Annotated in this window: 18 protein-coding genes and 1 pseudogene; 11 read left to right on the top strand and 8 right to left on the bottom strand. The window is 68.9% G+C overall.

All coding sequences use genetic code 11. The features are described from left to right. The first annotated feature begins 19 nt into the window (after window positions 1–19). Window positions 20–433: a molybdenum cofactor biosynthesis protein MoaE gene (locus tag ACFQS9_RS09105; protein ID WP_378403728.1), complete on the top strand. Its 414-nt coding sequence runs from the start codon at window positions 20–22 to the stop codon at window positions 431–433. Between the two features lie 31 nt (window positions 434–464). Beyond that, the gene (locus ACFQS9_RS09100; RefSeq protein WP_378403726.1) at window positions 465–1202 is read left to right on the top strand and encodes a sulfite exporter TauE/SafE family protein; all 738 of its coding nucleotides are present in this window, start codon (window positions 465–467) and stop codon (window positions 1200–1202) included. A gap of 86 nt (window positions 1203–1288) precedes the next feature. Here the strand turns inward: ACFQS9_RS09100 and ACFQS9_RS09095 are convergent, their stop codons facing one another. After that, window positions 1289–1999: a response regulator transcription factor gene (locus ACFQS9_RS09095; RefSeq protein WP_378403724.1), complete on the bottom strand. Its 711-nt coding sequence runs from the start codon at window positions 1997–1999 to the stop codon at window positions 1289–1291. Between the two features lie 156 nt (window positions 2000–2155). Here ACFQS9_RS09095 and ACFQS9_RS09090 point away from each other — a divergent pair, with 156 nt between their 5' ends. Both ACFQS9_RS09090 and ACFQS9_RS09085 read left to right on the top strand, forming a co-directional pair. Further along, window positions 2156–3901, top strand: a complete 1746-nt coding sequence (locus ACFQS9_RS09090; RefSeq protein ID WP_378403722.1) for an amidohydrolase — start codon at window positions 2156–2158, stop codon at window positions 3899–3901. After that, the gene (locus tag ACFQS9_RS09085; RefSeq protein WP_378403720.1) at window positions 3898–5214 is read left to right on the top strand and encodes an ArgE/DapE family deacylase; all 1317 of its coding nucleotides are present in this window, start codon (window positions 3898–3900) and stop codon (window positions 5212–5214) included. Before ACFQS9_RS09090 ends, ACFQS9_RS09085 begins: the two co-directional genes overlap by 4 nt. A 47-nt stretch (window positions 5215–5261) precedes the next feature. On the opposite strand, the pseudogene ACFQS9_RS09080 reads toward ACFQS9_RS09085, so the two are convergent. Together ACFQS9_RS09080 and ACFQS9_RS09075 are read right to left on the bottom strand one after the other, a co-directional pair. Next, window positions 5262–5486, bottom strand: a pseudogene (locus ACFQS9_RS09080) (DUF4259 domain-containing protein); the annotation flags it as partial. Between the two features lie 15 nt (window positions 5487–5501). Beyond that, complete coding sequence (locus tag ACFQS9_RS09075) at window positions 5502–6287, bottom strand: putative protein N(5)-glutamine methyltransferase (RefSeq protein WP_378403718.1); 786 nt, start codon at window positions 6285–6287, stop codon at window positions 5502–5504. Window positions 6288–6532: 245 nt separating this feature from the next. Here ACFQS9_RS09075 and ACFQS9_RS09070 point away from each other — a divergent pair, with 245 nt between their 5' ends. The 3 genes from ACFQS9_RS09070 (at window position 6533) to ACFQS9_RS09060 (ending at window position 8488) form a co-directional block, all read left to right on the top strand. Continuing rightward, window positions 6533–7009 carry a MarR family winged helix-turn-helix transcriptional regulator gene (locus ACFQS9_RS09070; RefSeq protein WP_378403716.1) on the top strand — a complete coding sequence of 159 codons (477 nt, stop codon included), beginning with the start codon at window positions 6533–6535 and terminating at the stop codon, window positions 7007–7009. Further along, window positions 7006–7434, top strand: a complete 429-nt coding sequence (locus ACFQS9_RS09065; protein WP_378403714.1) for an organic hydroperoxide resistance protein — start codon at window positions 7006–7008, stop codon at window positions 7432–7434. Before ACFQS9_RS09070 ends, ACFQS9_RS09065 begins: the two co-directional genes overlap by 4 nt. Window positions 7435–7558: 124 nt before the next feature. Beyond that, window positions 7559–8488, top strand: coding sequence for an oxygenase MpaB family protein (locus tag ACFQS9_RS09060; RefSeq protein ID WP_378403712.1), 930 nt, complete (start codon window positions 7559–7561; stop codon window positions 8486–8488). A gap of 6 nt (window positions 8489–8494) precedes the next feature. On the opposite strand, the gene ACFQS9_RS09055 is transcribed toward ACFQS9_RS09060, so the two are convergent. The 4 genes from ACFQS9_RS09055 to ACFQS9_RS09040 all read right to left on the bottom strand — a co-directional run bounded on the left by ACFQS9_RS09055 (window position 8495) and on the right by ACFQS9_RS09040 (window position 11574). Further along, a complete protein-coding gene (locus ACFQS9_RS09055; RefSeq protein WP_378404144.1) occupies window positions 8495–9037 on the bottom strand; it encodes a VOC family protein in 543 nt (180 codons plus the stop codon). A gap of 8 nt (window positions 9038–9045) precedes the next feature. Further along, entirely contained in the window at window positions 9046–9924 is an 879-nt protein-coding gene (locus ACFQS9_RS09050; RefSeq protein ID WP_378403710.1) for an oxidoreductase, read from the bottom strand. Window positions 9925–9982: 58 nt separating this feature from the next. Then, window positions 9983–11101, bottom strand: coding sequence for a hypothetical protein (locus ACFQS9_RS09045; protein WP_378403708.1), 1119 nt, complete (start codon window positions 11099–11101; stop codon window positions 9983–9985). A gap of 188 nt (window positions 11102–11289) precedes the next feature. Beyond that, window positions 11290–11574 carry a hypothetical protein gene (locus ACFQS9_RS09040; RefSeq protein ID WP_378403706.1) on the bottom strand — a complete coding sequence of 95 codons (285 nt, stop codon included), beginning with the start codon at window positions 11572–11574 and terminating at the stop codon, window positions 11290–11292. Between the two features lie 232 nt (window positions 11575–11806). On the opposite strand from ACFQS9_RS09040, the gene ACFQS9_RS09035 reads away from it, so the two are divergent. The 4 genes from ACFQS9_RS09035 (at window position 11807) to ACFQS9_RS09020 (ending at window position 15496) form a co-directional block, all read left to right on the top strand. Next, the gene (locus ACFQS9_RS09035) at window positions 11807–12901 is read left to right on the top strand and encodes a Gfo/Idh/MocA family protein (RefSeq protein WP_378403704.1); all 1095 of its coding nucleotides are present in this window, start codon (window positions 11807–11809) and stop codon (window positions 12899–12901) included. Window positions 12902–12929: 28 nt separating this feature from the next. Next, on the top strand, window positions 12930–13844 hold the full coding sequence (locus ACFQS9_RS09030) for a pseudouridine synthase (protein WP_378403702.1): 915 nt from the start codon (window positions 12930–12932) through the stop codon (window positions 13842–13844). Between the two features lie 115 nt (window positions 13845–13959). After that, window positions 13960–14175, top strand: coding sequence for a hypothetical protein (locus ACFQS9_RS09025; RefSeq protein ID WP_378403701.1), 216 nt, complete (start codon window positions 13960–13962; stop codon window positions 14173–14175). Between the two features lie 97 nt (window positions 14176–14272). Continuing rightward, window positions 14273–15496 (top strand): globin domain-containing protein, encoded by a 1224-nt coding sequence (locus tag ACFQS9_RS09020; RefSeq protein WP_378403699.1) that lies wholly within the window; start codon window positions 14273–14275, stop codon window positions 15494–15496. Window positions 15497–15511: 15 nt separating this feature from the next. Here ACFQS9_RS09020 and aztD read toward each other — a convergent pair whose 3' ends face one another. Next, window positions 15512–16759, bottom strand: coding sequence for a zinc metallochaperone AztD (gene aztD, locus ACFQS9_RS09015; RefSeq protein ID WP_378403697.1), 1248 nt, complete (start codon window positions 16757–16759; stop codon window positions 15512–15514). Window positions 16760–17005: the final 246 nt, after the last annotated feature.

Below are 17005 nucleotides of genomic sequence, written 5' to 3'. Positions count from 1 at the left end.
AACGGTGGCGGGCTGCACGATGAGTGAACTGCTGGCGGCCATCTCGGCCGATCCGATCGACCCCGCCGCGGTGGACGCCGCGGTCGCCGGGCCCGAGCACGGCGCGGTGGTCCTGTTCACCGGCGTGGTGCGCAACCACGATGGCGGACAGCAGGTGTCGACGCTGGAGTACCTGGCGCACCCCGACGCCGTGCGGTTCCTGCGGCGGTGCTGCGAGCAGGTGTCCGCGGAGTCGGGCCTGCCGGTGGCGGCCGTGCACCGCGTCGGCCCACTGACCGTCGGGGACCTCGCCCTCGTCGCCGCCGTCGCCGCCCCGCACCGGGCGGAGGCGTTCGCCGCCTGCGCGCTGCTGGTGGAACTGATCAAGGCCGAGGTCCCGATCTGGAAGCGACAGGGCTTCGCCGAGGGGGTGACCGAATGGGTGGGTATCTGACCGCGTGGCCGATCGGGCACGTGCTGCCCCGATGAGCCTGCCGCAGTACCTGCTACTGGTGGTCGCCGGGTTCGGTGCCGGCCTGGTCGGGTTCGTCACGGGACTGGCGTCGATAGTCTCGTACCCGGCGCTGCTCTCGGTCGGGCTCACCCCGGTCGCAGCGAACGTCACCAACACCGTCGCACTGGTCGCGGTCGGGGTCGGTGGCACCGCGAACTCGCTACGCGAGTTGACCGAAATGGGTCCGAGGCTGTGGCGCTGGGCCGCGGTGAGCGCTGTCGGCGGGCTGACGGGCGCGCTGATCCTGCTGCGGGCGCCCGCCGGGTCATTCGAAGCCGCGGTGCCCTACCTGGTGGCGATGGCATCGCTGGCCCTACTGCTGCAGCCGCAGATCCGGAAACTGATCGTCGGCAAGAAGTTTCCTGTCCTGTACCCGGTGGCGCTCGGGGTGGTTGCGATCTACGGCGGTTACTTCGGCGCCGGCGCGGGCGTCATCTTCCTGGCGCTGACACTGATCTGCACCGGGCTGTCCGTGTGGCGGGCCACCATCCTCAAGAGTTTCCTGCTCGGTGTCGCGAACCTGGTGGCGGCACTGGCGTTCTCGGTGTCAGGGGAGGTGCACTGGGGCGCCGCCGCGGCGATGGCGCTCGGCGCATTGATCGGTGGTTGGTGTGGCCCGCCGGTTGTGAAGGTGATTCCACCGATGGTGCTTCGGATCGTGGTAGCGCTGGCCGGATTCGGGCTCGCGGGGTGGCTGGGGCTCAAGTGAAGTCGCCTATGCACCGTCGGCGCGAGCGGGCTCTGCGTGAACAATCGCCAACTACATTGACCACGATCGGGCCGTACTGTCATCCCCTAGTTGCCATACCCAAGGTCAGGGCCTCGGTCCGTCGCGCCGAGCCGCGCGATGAGCTGGGCCCGAGACCGCAGCCCCGACTTGTCGTAGATGTGCTGCAGATGGGTTTTCACGGTCGGGACGCTGATGTAGAGCACACGGCCTATCTCGGCGTTCGCCGCGCCCTCGCGGACGAGCCGAAGCACGTCGCGCTCGCGTTGTGTGAGCCCCCACTCGTCGACCCGCCGCGTCGCATCGAAGGACCGTCCGGTCGTGAAGGTGTGTTCGACGAAGTGACGTGCGGTGCCGAGTAGCTCCAGTTCGCTGCCGGTGAAGTCACCCAGCTCCGACGAGCGGTGAAGGGAGATGCCGCCGACCATCTGCCCTGAGCAGTACAGGTACAGCTCCGCCTCGTAGTCCAAACCCAGCGGCTCCATGAAGCGGCGGTGGTACTCGCCCCCGTGATAACGCTGGTGGAGATCGCGCAGGCTGACGATGGGCCTGCCGGTGGCGGCGAACCGGCGGGGGTGGAACGGGTCGAGCCGGTGGAAGAACTCGGTGTAGCGCTCGTTCCGGTCCGATTCGATCCGGTGGAAGGCGTGATCGACCGGGTTCAGGTTGACGTCGACCGAGTAGAAAACAACCCCCGAGATCGGTACCAGCCCGGACAGGAACCCCATCGCCTCGGACTTGAACCGGGCGAGGTCGTCGATGTCGGACCGCGGCTGCATGGTCCACACACACTAGTGCGGTTCCCCGGTTCCGACCAGGCCGAGCGAGGGTGGAAACCCGTGCCATCTCATCCGTTGGGTTGATGTCCGCGTGTGACCGGCGGCATAGCTTCGCAGGTGCCGGACCGGGTGGACCGGTCGAGAGTGGAGGAAGCGATGACCAACACGATTGTCACTGGCGGGCGGGTGCTCACCTTCGACCCCGCATTTCCGGAGGCCGAGGCCCTGGTGCTGTCGGACGGCCGGGTGCTCGCGGCGGGGCGCACCGACGAGATGACGAGCCTCGCCGGTCCGGGCGCACGGCGCATCGACGCCGAGGGCGGCACGGTGATGCCGGGCCTGGTCGACACGCACCCGCATGTGATGCACTTCGGCACCCTCGCCGGCGGGCTCGTCGACCTCACCGATGCCGTCGACCACGCCGACATCGTCGAACGGATCCGGGCCAGGGCCGCGATCACTCCGCCCGGCGAGTGGATCATGTGCACGCCGGTCGGTGAACCGCACTACTTCATCCGTCGCTCGGAACAGGACCTGCTCGAACGGCGCCTGCCGGACCGGTGGACCCTCGATCGCGCGACCGAGGTGCATCCCGTGATGATCCAGGCGTGGGCGCCGAAGATGCCGAACGTGGTGGCGTTCAACAGCACCGGGCTACGTGCCGTTGGACTGACCGCCTTCATCCCGGATCGGGTCTGCGATGTGGACCTGGAGAAGAACGAGACGGGCGACCTCACGGGAATCCTGCGGGGCCCGGTCACCAACTACTACACCTACGACCCGTTCTGGGGTCAGATCCTGATGAAGCTGCCACCGCCGAACCTCGAGAACGCGGCCGCCGGCACGCTCGCCGAGATGGCACGGTTCTCGGCCCAGGGTGTGACCACGGTGTACGAGGGCCACGCGATGGAACCCGAGCACATCGCCCTCTACCGCCACCTGCGGGCGAGCGATGCGCTCACCCTGCGTGTGATGGCGACCTTCGACGTCGAGTCGGTCATCTTCTACCCCTTCGATCCGCTGACCCTGGACGAATTCACCGAGCGTCTCAGGCATTTCGCGGGTCAGGCATTGGACCTCGACGACGACATGTTCCGCATCAACGGGATGACGATGAGCCCGGGCGGGCCGTGCTTCTCCGGCTACTTCGCCACCTACCAGCCGCATCTGAATCCGTTCGGGAGACAGACCCGCGGCGTCCGGTTCCTCTCGACGGAGAAGGAGGAGGCCTTCGTCCGGTTCTGCGCAGAGCACGGGATCCGCGCGAACATGTGCATGGGCGCATTCCGTGAGCACGACGAATTCCTCGACATCGCGGAGCGGGTGGCGCGCGATCACGATTTCCGCGATCGGAACTGGGTCCTGCAGCACGCCATCACCATCACTCCCGCCCAGGTGCGGCGATACGCCGATCTCGGCTTCCAGGTCACGACGTCGGCCGGATTCGCCTGGGGCAAGGGCAAGATGTACGGCGAGCGGATGGGCGAGCAGGTCTGGCGCGACCTCGAACCGCTCAAGCGGCTCGTCGACGCCGGCCTCGACCTCGGCGGCGGCACCGACTGGGGGCCAAAGAACCCGTGGGAGCAGATCGAACTCGCCCAGACGCACCGCTTCGCCGGTTGCGATCACCGCAACGACGGGCCGGATCAGGTACTGACCCGGACCGAGGCGCTGTCCATGTGGACGACCGGCGCCGCGAAGGTCATCGGCTGGTCGGACGTGGGATCCCTCGCCCCTGGCAACCAGGCCGATGTCCTCATCGTCGACCGCGACCCGTTGCGCTGCGACATCGACGACCTCGCGGACACGCAGGTGCTCCGGACGATGCTGGGCGGGAACACCGTGTACGACAGCGGAGACCTCTCCACCCCCGTCGACGAGGCGACGGCGGTGGCGCGATGAACAACACCGCACCCGACCGGGTGAGCGCCCGGATCGACGCCCTCGGCGACGAACTGCTGGCCACCCTGTCCACCGCCATCGGCATCCGCAGCATCAACCCGACCTACGCCGACCAGGACTACGACGGCCTGGTCGGCGGCGAGACCGAGGTCTCGCAGCTGCTCGCCGGCATCTACCGGGAGGCGGGGGCCGAGGTGGAGCTGTTCGGTGAGGCCCCGGGCCGCGACAACGCCGTCGGTGTCGTCGCGGGCAGAGGCGGCGGTCGCTCACTGGTCTTCAACGGGCACGTCGATGTCGTACCCGCCGGCAACGCAGATGCGTGGACCCACGACCCCTTCACCGCAGTCGTCGCCGATGACCACCTGTGGGGCCGCGGCTCGGTCGACATGAAGAGCGGGTTGGTGGCCCAGGCGTTCGCGGCCCGTGCCCTGCGGGAGGAGGGCGTCCGGTTGCGGGGTGACCTGATCCTGCAGGCGGTCGCGGGTGAGGAGAACCTCGAGCACCACATGGGCACCTCCGCCGTTCTCGAGCGCGGCTACCTCGGCGATGCCGCGATCGTGGCGGAGCCGACCGGTGCCGCGCGGCCCCTGTCGATCATGCCGGCCACCCCGGGAGTGCTCGTCTTTCGTATCGAGGTGACGGGCAAGTCGGCACACGCGTCAATGCGTTCGCGAATGCTCGCCGAGCGCAACGACCAGCCGGTGGCCTCGAGCGCCATCGACTCGGGCCTCGCGGTGCACGAGGCGTTGCGCCGGCTCGAGTCCGAATGGGTGAGCACCAAGATCGATCCGTTGTTCACGCCCGGTCAGTTCACCATCGGCCTCGACGTGATCGACGGCGGCGCGGGCGGCAGCCGCAACGTCGCCTTCATCCCGGACGAGATGGCCCTCGAGTACGCGGTGTTCTACCCGCCCGCGGCCGAGCTGTCCGAAATCCAGGGCGAGATCGAGGGTGCGGTGGCGGGCGCTGCGGCGCGGGATCCATGGATGCGAGCCCATCCGCCGGCGATCACCTGGCAGATGCACTACCCGGGTGGCCGCACCGACGGGGACCACCCGTTCTGCCTCACCGTTGCGGGCGCCCGCACCAGGGCGGCCGCGCACACGCGGCTCGCCGGGGCACCCGATGTGATGCCGTTCCCATCGGCAACCGACCTCACCTGGCTGTCCCGCGCAGGTATCCCCACCGTCGGCCTCGGACCGGGCAGCCTGGGCATGGCGCACGCCGTCGACGAGCGCTGCGCGATCGACGAAATCATATGCGCAGCAAAAACATATGCACTCGTGGCGATCGAGTGGTGCGGTGTCGAATGATCGCGATCGGCGCGGGGCCCCCGCGCCGATCGCATGTTCTCAGCCCACAACTCGTGGAGCTCCGATGTGTCGCTGTCAGCGATCGCGCGTTCGAGCGTCGCGAGGATCCAGGCGCGCTGCGCCGTGGTCAAGGACCCGACATACCTCGCGGCATCGATGCCGTCGAGCTGCTGAGGTGCGGGGAGGATCCCGTGGGCCACCGCGACGACCTCCGCAAGCGCGATAGCGGCCTCCGCGTCGTGCGACTCGACGTAGTCCTCCGACGGTGACACCGAACCATCGCACCCTCAGTCGGGGCGCCTGGTTCCGATCACGACGGTGGCCCCGGACTCCTCGGAATGGACCACCCGCGGGGTCAGCCCACCGCGGACGAAGGCGTCGACCGTGAGCGGCGCCTGCCGTTCGCTCGTCTCGATCAGCAGGTGGCCTCCCGGCGCCAGCCAACGCGCGGCGTCGGCGGCGACTCTGCGCTGGATCACGACGCCGTCCGCACCGCCGTCGAGCGCCACTCGCGGCTCGTGGACGCGGGCCTCCGGCGGCAGCAGCCCGATCGAGCCGGTCGGCACGTACGGCGCGTTGGCCACCAGGACGTCGACCCGGCGGTGCAGGGACCGGGGCAGCGGATCGTAGAGATCGCCCTGATACACCCTGGCGCCAACGGCATTTCGACGCGCACATCGGACGGCGGCCGGGTCGACGTCGACGGCGTGCAGTTCGACCTCGGCCCTGGCCGCGGTCAGGACGGCGCCCACCGCGCCGGATCCGCAACAGAGGTCGAGGACGACCGCCCGGTGGCGAGCGACGGCGGTCGCCTGGCGGGCGAGGAACTCGGTGCGGCGGCGCGGCACGAAGACCCCGGGGTCCACGGCGATCCGTCGCCCGCAGAACTCGGCCCAGCCGAGGATCTGCTCGAGAGGCAGGCCGGCGACGCGGCGGTCCACCATGTCCGCGAGTTCGTCGGGGTTCGTGGCGGCGGAGGCGAGCAGGCGCGCCTCGTCCTCGGCGAAGACGCAGCCGGCGGCACGCAGCCGGGCGACGAGGGTTTGCGGGCACAGCGATGAGAAAGCAGACATGGGAACGCCTTTCGGGGAAATGCCGATGGGCGCTCTCGCGGTCACCTAGGTCCGTCGGACCGCACGCGGTGAGAGCACCCGGATTGCCTTACCGGACACCGGTCTCACCTCCTCGGTCGGACGACTTCTGCGGAGGCGAACGCTACCCGAGTTGCGACTCGCACCGCCACCGAATTGCCGCACGGCCATTTGAGCAGTGTCACATTTAGTTGTGCACAATTTAACTTGGCACTACATTCAACCGCGTGACCGACGACCTCGCCCTCGACCGCCAGGTGTGCTTCGCCCTCTACTCGGCGTCGCGCGCCGCCACGGCGGCGTACCGCCCGCTCCTGGAGGACCTCGGGCTCACCTACCCGCAGTACCTGGTGATGCTCACCCTCTGGGAACGCGACGGTCGCGGCGTCCGCGAGATCTGCGAGGAGCTCGACCTGGACACCGGCACCCTCTCGCCCCTGCTCAAGCGACTCGAGGGCCTCGAGCTCATCGAACGCCGGCGCCTGAGCACCGACGAGCGCCGCGTCGAGATCCACCTGACGTCTGCGGGCGGGGCCCTGCGTGACCGCGCGCAGGACATCCCACGCCGGCTCGCCGAATCCACCGGCATGTCCGGTCCCGAGCTGACCGCCCTCCGGGAGGCCCTGACCCGGGTCACCCAGGCACTGCACGACGCAACCCGATCCCCGACCCACTCCCCCACCCCACACAGGAGAAACCCATGAAGGCGCTCTACACCGCGGAAGCCCTGGCCACCGGCGACGGACGCAACGGCCACGCCCGCTCCTCGGACGGCAGGCTCGATCTCGACCTCGCCATCCCGGCCGCGATGGGCGGCACCGGCGACGGCACCAACCCCGAGCAACTCTTCGCGGCAGGCTACGCGGCCTGCTTCCACTCCGCGCTCCAGCTCGTCGCGCGGCAGGCCAAGGCGAACGTCGCGGACTCCGCGGTGGGCGCCCGGGTCGGCATCGGCGCCCTCGACGGGGGCGGATTCGGACTCGAGGTCACGCTCGAGGTCTCGCTGCCCCACCTGCCGAGGCCGGAGGCGGAGGACCTGGCGGACAAGGCGCATCAGGTGTGCCCCTACTCCAACGCCACCCGCGGCAACATCGAGGTCACCCTCGTGGTCGCGGAGGCCGACGACTGAGCCTCACCAGCAGGGAATCCCCTCTCGTCGCGCACGCGGGCGGGACATCGGGCAGGCATTGACAACAGTCGTTGTCACTCCTAGCGTTGACGGCACGCAAGTTAACGGCAATTCGGGAGTGTTCATGGCGCGTGACAAGGCGGTACCCCTCGACGAGACCTCGCTGACCTGGAAATACTTCGGCGATTGGCGGGGCATCCTGCTCGGGCTGTGGGCCGGGTCGATGCAGAACATGCACCCCCAGCTGGGCGCGGGCGTGGAGGAACACTCCCGGTTCTTCGACGAGCGCTGGGAGCGCCTGTACCGCTCGCTGTATCCGATCTACGGCGTCGTCTACGACGGCGACCGCGCGGAACAAACCGCGGTCGCGATTCGCGGCTATCACACCACCATCAAGGGCGTCGACAAGCAGGGCAGGCCGTACAGCGCGCTGAACCCGGAGACGTTCTTCTGGGCGCACGCGACCTTCGCCATGGGCCCGATCGTCGTCAACAGGTACTTCGGGGACCGGCTCGACGCCGCCGACAAGGAACAGCTGTACGCCGAGAGCGTGCAGTGGTACCGGCTGTACGGGATGACCATGCGCAACGTGCCGCCCGACTGGGCGAGTTTCGAGGCGTACTGGAATGACATGTGCGAGAACGGACTCGAGGACAATGTGGCGACCAGGGCCGTCCTCGACATCCGCGGGCTCGAACGACCACCGTTCCTGACCTGGCTGCCGCAACCGGCGTGGCGGCTGGCCCGTATCCCGATAGCCAAGGGCTACCTGTGGATCACGATCGGCATGTACCCCGCGCCGGTCCGGAAGATGCTGGGATTGAGGTGGACCCGGCTCGACGAGATCGCCCTCACCGCGCTCGGCCGGGTGGTGGCGTGGACCTGGAAGTTACTGCCCTTCGACCGACGCTTCCATCCGCGGGCCCGCTCGGCGTGGCGGCGCACCCGCGGCGAGCTCCCCTCGTCGGCGCCGCTGGTCGAGACGCCTGCTCGAAACCTGCCGCCCGCCGAGCGTCGCGAACTGCCGCAGCACTACTCCCCGACGGCGAGCTGAGGTGGGTCACCGGCCGGCTGATCGCTCCGCGAACAGTCGGGCCCAGACCGCGTGATCGGTGCGCGGGCCGCTCGGGGTGTCCGCCCCGTACCGCACGATCTCGGCCTCGATGTCCAGCGGGCGGGTCGGCGGCATCCCCGGCACGAGCTCGTCCTCGATGTGGGCGTCGGGGACGAGCCAGCACACCTCGAACTCGATGCCGTCGGGGTCGCGGGCGTAGAGCGCCTTGGTCGAGCCGTGGTTGCTCGCACCGGTCAATGCGCCTGCCTCGATGAGCTTTTCGCGCATCGCGGCCAGGTCGGTGAGGGTGTCCACCTCCCAGGCGAGGTGGTAGAGCCCGACGTCGCCCTGCCTGGCGCGGCTCGGGCCGCTCGGGCTCTGGAACAGACCGAGGTCATGGTCGTTCGCCGAGTTCGCGGCCTGCAGAAAGGCAGCACCGGGGAATCCGCCCGGGAGCGGACGGAATCCGAGCACGTCCTGGTAGAAGGCCAGGCTGCGCTGGAGGTCGGACACGAACAACACGGCATGGTTCAGCCGGCGAATCGACATCTGGGTGCTCACTTTCCGAAGGAGTAGGTGACGCCGGTGAGCCGCTCGGACTCGCCCCACAGGCCCGCGGCCACGGCGCGGTCGCGGGACTTCGCATTCGAGCCCACCGACTTCGGGTACCCGCGCTGCTCGAACGGGCCGTCGGGTCCGATGAAGGATCCGGACGCGGCGGTGTCGACGGTCGCGGCATACAACTCGGGCAGCGCACCCATCTCGGCGCTCTGCGCGGCCAGGTTCCCCACCACCATCAGCTTGTCCCAGACCGAGGCGGTATGCGACTGCAGATTGGTCGCCGCGTAACCGGGATGTGCGGCAAGGGATTTGACCTTGGAACCGGCCGAGGACAGGCGACGGTCCAGCTCGTAGGCGAACAGCAGGTTCGCCAACTTCGACTGTCCGTAGGCCAGCCACCGGTTGTACTTCCTACGCTCCCAGTTCGGGTCATCCAGGTTCATCGTCCCCAGCCGGTGGAAGCCGCTGGAGAGGGTGACCACGCGGTCCGTGATCCGATCGAGCAGCAGTCCGGTCAGCGCGAAGTGACCGAGATGATTGGTGCCGAACTGCGTCTCGAACCCGTCGACGGTGGTCCCCTGCGGCACGGCCATCACACCTGCGTTGTTGATCAACACATCGACACCCTCGACGCCGGCCGCGAACTCGCGCACCGATGCCAGGTCCGCCAGGTCGAGGCGCCGCACCTGCGCGTTCTCCCCGATCTGGGCGGCGACGACGCCCGCCTTGTCGACGTCGCGGCAGGCCAGGATCACGGTCGCGCCCGCCGCTCCGAGCGCGCGCGCCGCGACCTCGCCCAGCCCGCTGTTGGCGCCGGTCACCACGAAGGTGCGACCCTGCTGATCAGTGATGTCCCGCGCGGTCCATTTCCCCATACCGCGACCCTACTAGCGCGGTCGCGGGTCCGATGGATCCGCGACCGCCTGGTGGGAGCTACCCGACGCCGGACTCGAACCCGATGCCGCCCGAGCTGGCGCCCGCACCGCCCAGCTTCATCAGTCCGGAGAGCACCCCGGAAAGGGAACCGGTGCTGGACCCGGAGCTGGAACCGGCGCCGCCGTCACCCGGTTCGCCCGACTTCGGAGTCGAGACGAAGTTCAGGCCCGTGACATCACCGGCGCCGAGATCGGCCGGCAGGTTCGCCACGTCGATGACGCAGTCCGCGGCGGGGGTGCTCGCCCGGACCTTGTAGCCGGGTGCGGCGGTGTAGTTCGTGAACGAGTAGGTCCCGTCCGCGGCGGTCACCGTGCTCGCGATCTCCTGACCGGCGGGCCCGATCAGCTTCACGGCCACCCCACCCGCGGGTGCACCCGCGGCGCCCGGGCATCCCGTGACCTTGCCGGAGATGTCATTGGCCAGCGAGGCGAACCAGGTCTGGTACACGGGCAGACCCGAGCGCTGGTAGTAGGTGAAGGTCAGCGTCTTGAGGGCCGTTGTCGGCTCGAACCAGGCCGCGGCGCCGGATGTGTCGCTCGCGGCGGCATTGCCGATCAGCTCGCCCGCGCCGTTCCAGGTCGGCACGTCCGACTCCGTCGGGCACGGCGCCGGGCTTCCCCCGCAGTAGTTGAATGCTCCCTTGAACCCGAGCCCGGCCGCCGGAACCGCCGCTCCCGCCGCGTCGGTCGCCGAGATGACGACACGGTCGGCGTCGATGTCGCCGAGAACGAAGGTCCAGCCCGCGGCCGGCGTCGCCGCATCGAACGTGTAGGTCGTGGTCGACGGTGACGTCGCGTTGTCCGCCTTCGGGTGCAGGTTGATGTAGCCCTTGCCCTGGCTCGATCCGTACTTCGCGCCCACCGGGGTGTTCGCATTGAGGTAGGTGCTCGCGCCGGACGGGACCTGAACCGGCGCCCGGGAGTCACTGGTGAAGGTCGCCGCGGGGAAACCGCCGCCGAGCGTCATGGTGCCGGTAAAGGCCTCGGTGGCGCCGCCGACCGTCAGCGGCGCCCAGCCGCCGCCACCACCGTCCACCGTGTCCGCGGCGGCGACACCGGGCAGCAACAGGGCCCCGGTAGCCGCGAACAACAGGCACGCACCAAAACGTCGACTCATATGACAGCTCCGTGTGTTCGGTTCTCGCGCCGACCTCGCCTTCGGCACACTGACGGGCTGGACCGTACCTGAGTTGCGCTGCAAAACAACCGAAATCGGCAGGAAATCACGACGGACTCGAGCGGAGTGTGGCCGCAGATCCGTGGGGATCTGCGGCCACACTCGGTGCGCGGTGCACGGCTCGGGCGCTACCCGACCTGGCTGTCGAACCCGATACCGCCGGAGAAGGACTTCAGCAGCGCGCCGAGGTCCACGATGCTGGATCCGCCGCTCGCGCAGTCCTCGTTCTCGTTCGCGTCGGAACACTCGTCGGCGATCGGGGCCGGCGTAGAAACGGACCCGAGGGCGCAGGCCTGGCCATTGCCCGACTCCACGCAGTTCTCGGACGTCGGGGGCGCCGCTTGAGCGGTCGCGGGCACCGCCAGCAGACCTGCAGCGATGAACATGAGGCTCGCAACCAAACGCCGATTCATTTTCCAAGCTCCAATGTGCTCATGTCCGATGCCACCACCGGCATCGGCTCTTGATTCGCGGGACCATATATCAGCGGTCAATCGCACACGATGACTTTGCGAATATCGCTACGCTGCAGTCGATCCAATCGCCGTACCCTCGAAATTCGCCGCGCCCCGCCATCGGGATGGCCGTGCTTCGAGAGGGTGCATCAGTTGCATCGAATAACTATCGAACTCAGGCAGGAATGACATGACGAACAAGACGCTGGGGCTGGCCGTGATCGGCACCGGATTCGGCTGCATCACCCACGTGCCCGCGTTTCGGGATGCCGGGTTCGAGGTACGGGCGCTGATCGGGCGCGATCGGGTCCGTACCGCGGACCGCGCCGCGCGCATGGGGATACCGCACGCCGCGTGCTCCCTCGACGAGGCCCTCGCGGTCGCCGAGATCGACGCTGTCACCGTCGCGACGCCTCCGCACACCCATGCCGCTCTGGTCATCGAGGCCGCCGAGCGCGGACTGCACGTGGTGTGCGAGAAGCCGTTCGCGGCGGACCTGAACGAGGCCCGGTCGATGCTGGCCGCCGCCGAGAAGTCCGGCGTCGTACACATGGTCGGTACCGAGTTCCGCTACGCGAGCCCGCAGGCACTGTTGGCCAGGCAGATCCGGACCGGTGCGATCGGCGCCCCGCGGCTCGCCACCTTTCTGATGCATCTGCCGCTGTTCGCCGCCCAGGGCAGCGAGGCGCCCGGATGGTGGACCGACGCGGGCAGTGGCGGCGGCTGGCTGGGCGCCCAGGGCACCCACATGATCGACCAGATTCGCAGCAGCCTCGGCGAGTTCGACACGGTCAGCGCCGGCCTCCCGGTTGTCGCCGACCGCGGGCAGAGCGCGGAGGATTCCTTCACCGTGCACTTCCGTACCGCGACCGGTGTCGACGGGGTGCTGCAGAGCACCGTCGGCGCATGGGGGCCGCTGCTGATGACCACGCGAGTCGCGGGCACGCTCGGAACACTGTGGATCAACGGCGACACGGTGTTTCACGCCGATGGGACCGGCGAGAAGGAGGTGCCGATGCCGGCCGACCTGGCCAACCCCGCCCCCCAGCCGCCTCCGCACGAGCTGTTCACCACCACCTACGACTGGATGCACTCGACCGGCCTGGACCGGGCCCCGTATGCGCGGCTCGCCGACGCCTTCCGGCGAGGCATCCTCGGTCAGGCCCCGGACCCGGACGAGCCGCCCGCGGCGACCTTTCGCGACGGCGTCGCCGGGCAGGCCGTGCTGGACGCGATTCGCCGCTCGGCGCGCGAGGGCCGGTCCGTGCGGGTCGAGGCCGACTAGTCCGGCCGCGACCGCCTACCCTCCGAGGGTGCCCGCCGCCCCACTCCCCGTCCGCGACGGCCTCAACCCCACCCGGCTGAGGCTGCCCGAACGCGGCCCCTGGACGACGGTGCTCGAGTACCTGCTCGCCCGCTTCCCCGACGATGCGACACGGCTCCGGGAGAAGGTCGAGCTGGCCGAGGTGGTGGGCGGGGACGGAGTGCCGGTCACCGCCGAGACCGCGTTCGCACCGCGGTCCTTCGTGTACCTCTACCGCGACCCGCCGGTCGAGCCGCGCGTGCCGTTCGAGATCGAGATCCTGCATCGGGACCGCGACCTGCTGGTCGTGGACAAGCCGCATTTTCTGGCCAGCACCCCGCGCGGCAGGCACATCGTGGAGTCGGCGCTGGTCCGGCTGCGCCGCGACCTCGATCTTCCCGAGCTCACGCCCGCGCATCGCCTGGACCGGGTGACGGCGGGCGTGCTGGTGTTCACGGTCCGGCAGGAGGCCCGGCGGGCGTACCAGCTGCTGTTCGAACAGCGTCTGGTGACAAAGGAGTACGAGGCCATCGCCGGATTCGACCCGTCACTGTCCCTGCCGAGGACGGTGCACAGCCGCATCGTCAAGGAACGCGGAATGCTGCAGTGCACCGAGGCGCCGGGGGAACCGAACGCGCACACCCACATCGAGCTACTCGACACCCGTGGCGAGCTCGGGCGATATCGACTGCTCCCAACGACCGGGAAGATGCACCAGCTTCGGGTCCACCTGAACTCGCTCGGCATCCCGATCCTCGGCGACAACTTCTACCCCCGACTGTATGACGTTGCCCCGGACGACTATTCAAGTCCGCTGCAGCTGCTGGCGCGTTCCGTCGAGTTCACCGACCCACACACGGGCGAGCCGAGACGATTCGTGAGTCGGCGGCGACTGGCGGCCTGGCCGGACGCACCCAACCCTTAGCGAAATGCCAAGGAGTGCACACGGTGCACTCACAGATCGCGGCCACCATGGGTACATCGGAAAGAGCCGAACCGCCGACACCCCCGGCGGATCCGAACACCGATCGGAGCCCCCAATGACCGACATCTGCATGATCCTCCAGCGCGCCGACGACGCCGCGGACCTGTTCGAGGACCGCGACTTCCTCGAGGCCGTCGCCAGGGCCTCGAATCTGCGCCAGGCACACATCCTCGCCGAGTTGTTGGCGACCACGGGCCGCGCCGAGGACGCCGACCTCTTCCTCGCCGCGCATGCCGCGGCCTGCCACGCCGAGGTTCGGGGCGCAGCGTGAGATCTCGACGAACCCCCAGGTAGAAGACCTACTACACCGCGTAGTGGATTACGTCACAATACTGGTATTTCATATGCAAGTTAAATACCGTCGGGTCATGAGCCTCTCTCCAGCATCGACCGAAGTCATCAAGGCGACCCTCCCCGCCGTGGGAGCTGCCATCGAGGACATCACCGCGCTCTTCTACCCGAAGATGTTCGCCGCCCATCCCGAACTCGAACGCGATCTGTTCAACCGGGGTAACCAGAAACAGGGCCAGCAGCAGAAGGCCCTCGCCGGCGCGATAGCGGCCTTCGCCGCACTACAGGTCAGCCCCGACGCCCCGCGCACGGAACTGATCATGTCGCGGATCGCGAACAAGCACGCCTCACTCGGAATCACCGCCGATCAGTACGTGATCGTGCACAAGTACCTGTTCGAGGCGATCGTGGAGGTCCTGGGCGATGCCGTCACCCCGGAGGTCGCGGCCGCATGGGACGAGGTCTATTGGCTGATGGCGAACACCCTGATCGGGCTCGAGGCGGACCTCTACTCCTCCGCCGGGGTCCGGGCGGGCGAGGTCTGGCGCCGCATGGTGGTGAGCAGGCGCGTCCTGCAGTCCGCCGACACCGTCACCTTCATCCTGAGCCCGGCCGACGGCGAACCCCTGCCCGCCTACCGGCCGGGGCAGTACATCTCCGTCGGCGTCCGACTCCCGGACGGCGCCCGCCAGATCAGGCAGTACAGCCTGGTCGGCGCACCCTCGCAGTCGGAGTGGCAGATCAGCGTGAAGGCCGTCGCCGCGCAGGACCGGCCCGACGGATTCTCGATTCCGGCAGGCGAGGTCTCGAACCACCTGTACCGCAATCTGTTCGAGGGCGACGATGTGTCGGTGTCGCTACCGTTCGGCGACCTGGTGATCGAGGAGGACGATGCTCCCCTGCTGCTGGTGTCCGCCGGGATCGGCTGCACGCCGATGATCGGGATCCTCAACCACCTCGCCGCCACCGGCGATCCGCGCTCGGTCTCGGTGCTGCACGCGGACCGCTCCCCCGCCCAGCACGCGCATCGCGCAGAGTTGACCGAACTGGTGAGGCGGATTCCGTTCGCACAGATGCACCGGTGGTACGAGGACCTGGGCACGCGGGCGGCGGGCGAGACCACGCACCTCGGCCGGGCAGACCTGTCCGCCGTCGAGATCGAGCCGGGCACCCAGGTCTACCTCTGCGGACCGCTGCCCTTCATGCTCGCCGTCCGCGAGACGCTGATCGAGCGCCAGGTCCCGGCCGAGCACATCCACTACGAGGTGTTCGGCCCGGACAGCTGGGCCTCGGCCGGCTGAAGACCGAGTTCGGGGTCAGCCGCTGACGCCGGTCAGCTCGATGGGCGACTGCGGCAACACCGTCGAGCGGACCACGGCACCCGAGCCGAGGTCGACCGCGTGCAGTGAACTCGTGGCCGGGTCGCTGACGTAGGCGGTGCCGCCGTCGACGAACAGCGCGGGGCGCGGCGACTGCCACTCGTCCGGCTCGGACCACACACCGAGCACCGGAATCCGGTTGGTCACCGCCCCCGTGTTCTGGTCGATGACGTGCAGCCGGCCGTCGGTGCCCAACACCAGCGCCTCGCCACGCGGGCCGCGGCCGAGGGACCGGAAGGTGTAACTGGTGCCGAGGTCGACGGGCGTCAGCGCCGCGGTCGTCGTGTTCACCAGCATCACCCGTTGCGGCCGCTCGAGTTCGGCGTCCCGGTCGGTCTTGTAGTCACCGAGCACCACATCGGAGGCCTCCGCGCCCGCCTGGTTGCCGATCCGCCCGTAGGCGTCGGGGCTCGTGATCTTGGCGATGAGGCCGTCGCGGTAGACGAGGGCCCCGTCCTGGCAACCGAAGAGGATGACCTCGTTCGCCGCGGCGGCCTCACCGTGCACGCCCGGGCACCGCTCATCGCGAGCGACCTCCCGGCGGTCCCGGTCGAGAACGACGATGCCGGTGCGTTCCTCCTCGTTGCCGAGGGTGGTGATCAGGCCGCCGTTCGCCAGTTCCACCGCCACACCGTGATGGGGTTCCGCGGTCGTGTGGCTGTCCACCGCCGGTTTCCCGTCCGCCAGCCCCCGCGGATCGAAAGTCTCGACCAGCCCGGACCCGTCGTGGAACAGCGCGGTGCGCCCGGCATGCCGGACCACGTGGCCGGGCTTTCTCGCGGCGAACTCGGTGCCGGTGAACGCCGGAGCCGAGGTGTAATGGTGCGAGTGGTCACCGTGCGGCTCCGACCAGGTTCCGACATCGAGCACCCTGAAGGCATCTGCGGCAGTGACGAGGACGTGCCTGCCGTCGCCCGCCGGGTTCAGCCTGGTGAAGCCGTCGACGGGCACCTGCCCCACCACCTCGAGGCTTGCCGCGTCGAGCACCAGCACGCCGCCGGCATAGGACACCGCCAGCCGCGGGACCGCGTGCGAGGCCTCGACGGGCGCAGCGGTCTCCGGGTCTTCGGCCACGACTGCCTGCCGGTCCGAGTCGATCCCGGACGAGCAGCCGGCGAGCAAGACGGTTGCGAGGGCCGCGGATGCCGCCGCGGCGCGGGAACGGGCAGGGAGAGTCTGGGTCATGGCGCCCAGCATCGACCTTATTGCAAATGGTTGTCAAAGTAGACAATGTGCATGTGTGCACCCGGCTTCACCGAAATCCTTTCCCCGGGAGCGCATTTGACAGGCGCACCGAACCCTCCCTAGGTTCCTGGAAATCATTTCCATGTGAACTGGTGCTGCGCGCCGACCCGCCGCAGCCGATGAAGGGGATTCAATGAGCGAGATCCGTAAGCGCGGCGCCCGTATGGCTGGTGTCGGTGCTGCCGC

Origin of the sequence: Rhodococcus daqingensis (assembly GCF_042665615.1) — a bacterium.
Taxonomy (GTDB): domain Bacteria; phylum Actinomycetota; class Actinomycetes; order Mycobacteriales; family Mycobacteriaceae; genus Rhodococcus_G; species Rhodococcus_G daqingensis.
Note: the sequence above shows the minus strand (reverse complement) of the source record. Positions and strands in the feature narration are given on the sequence as shown.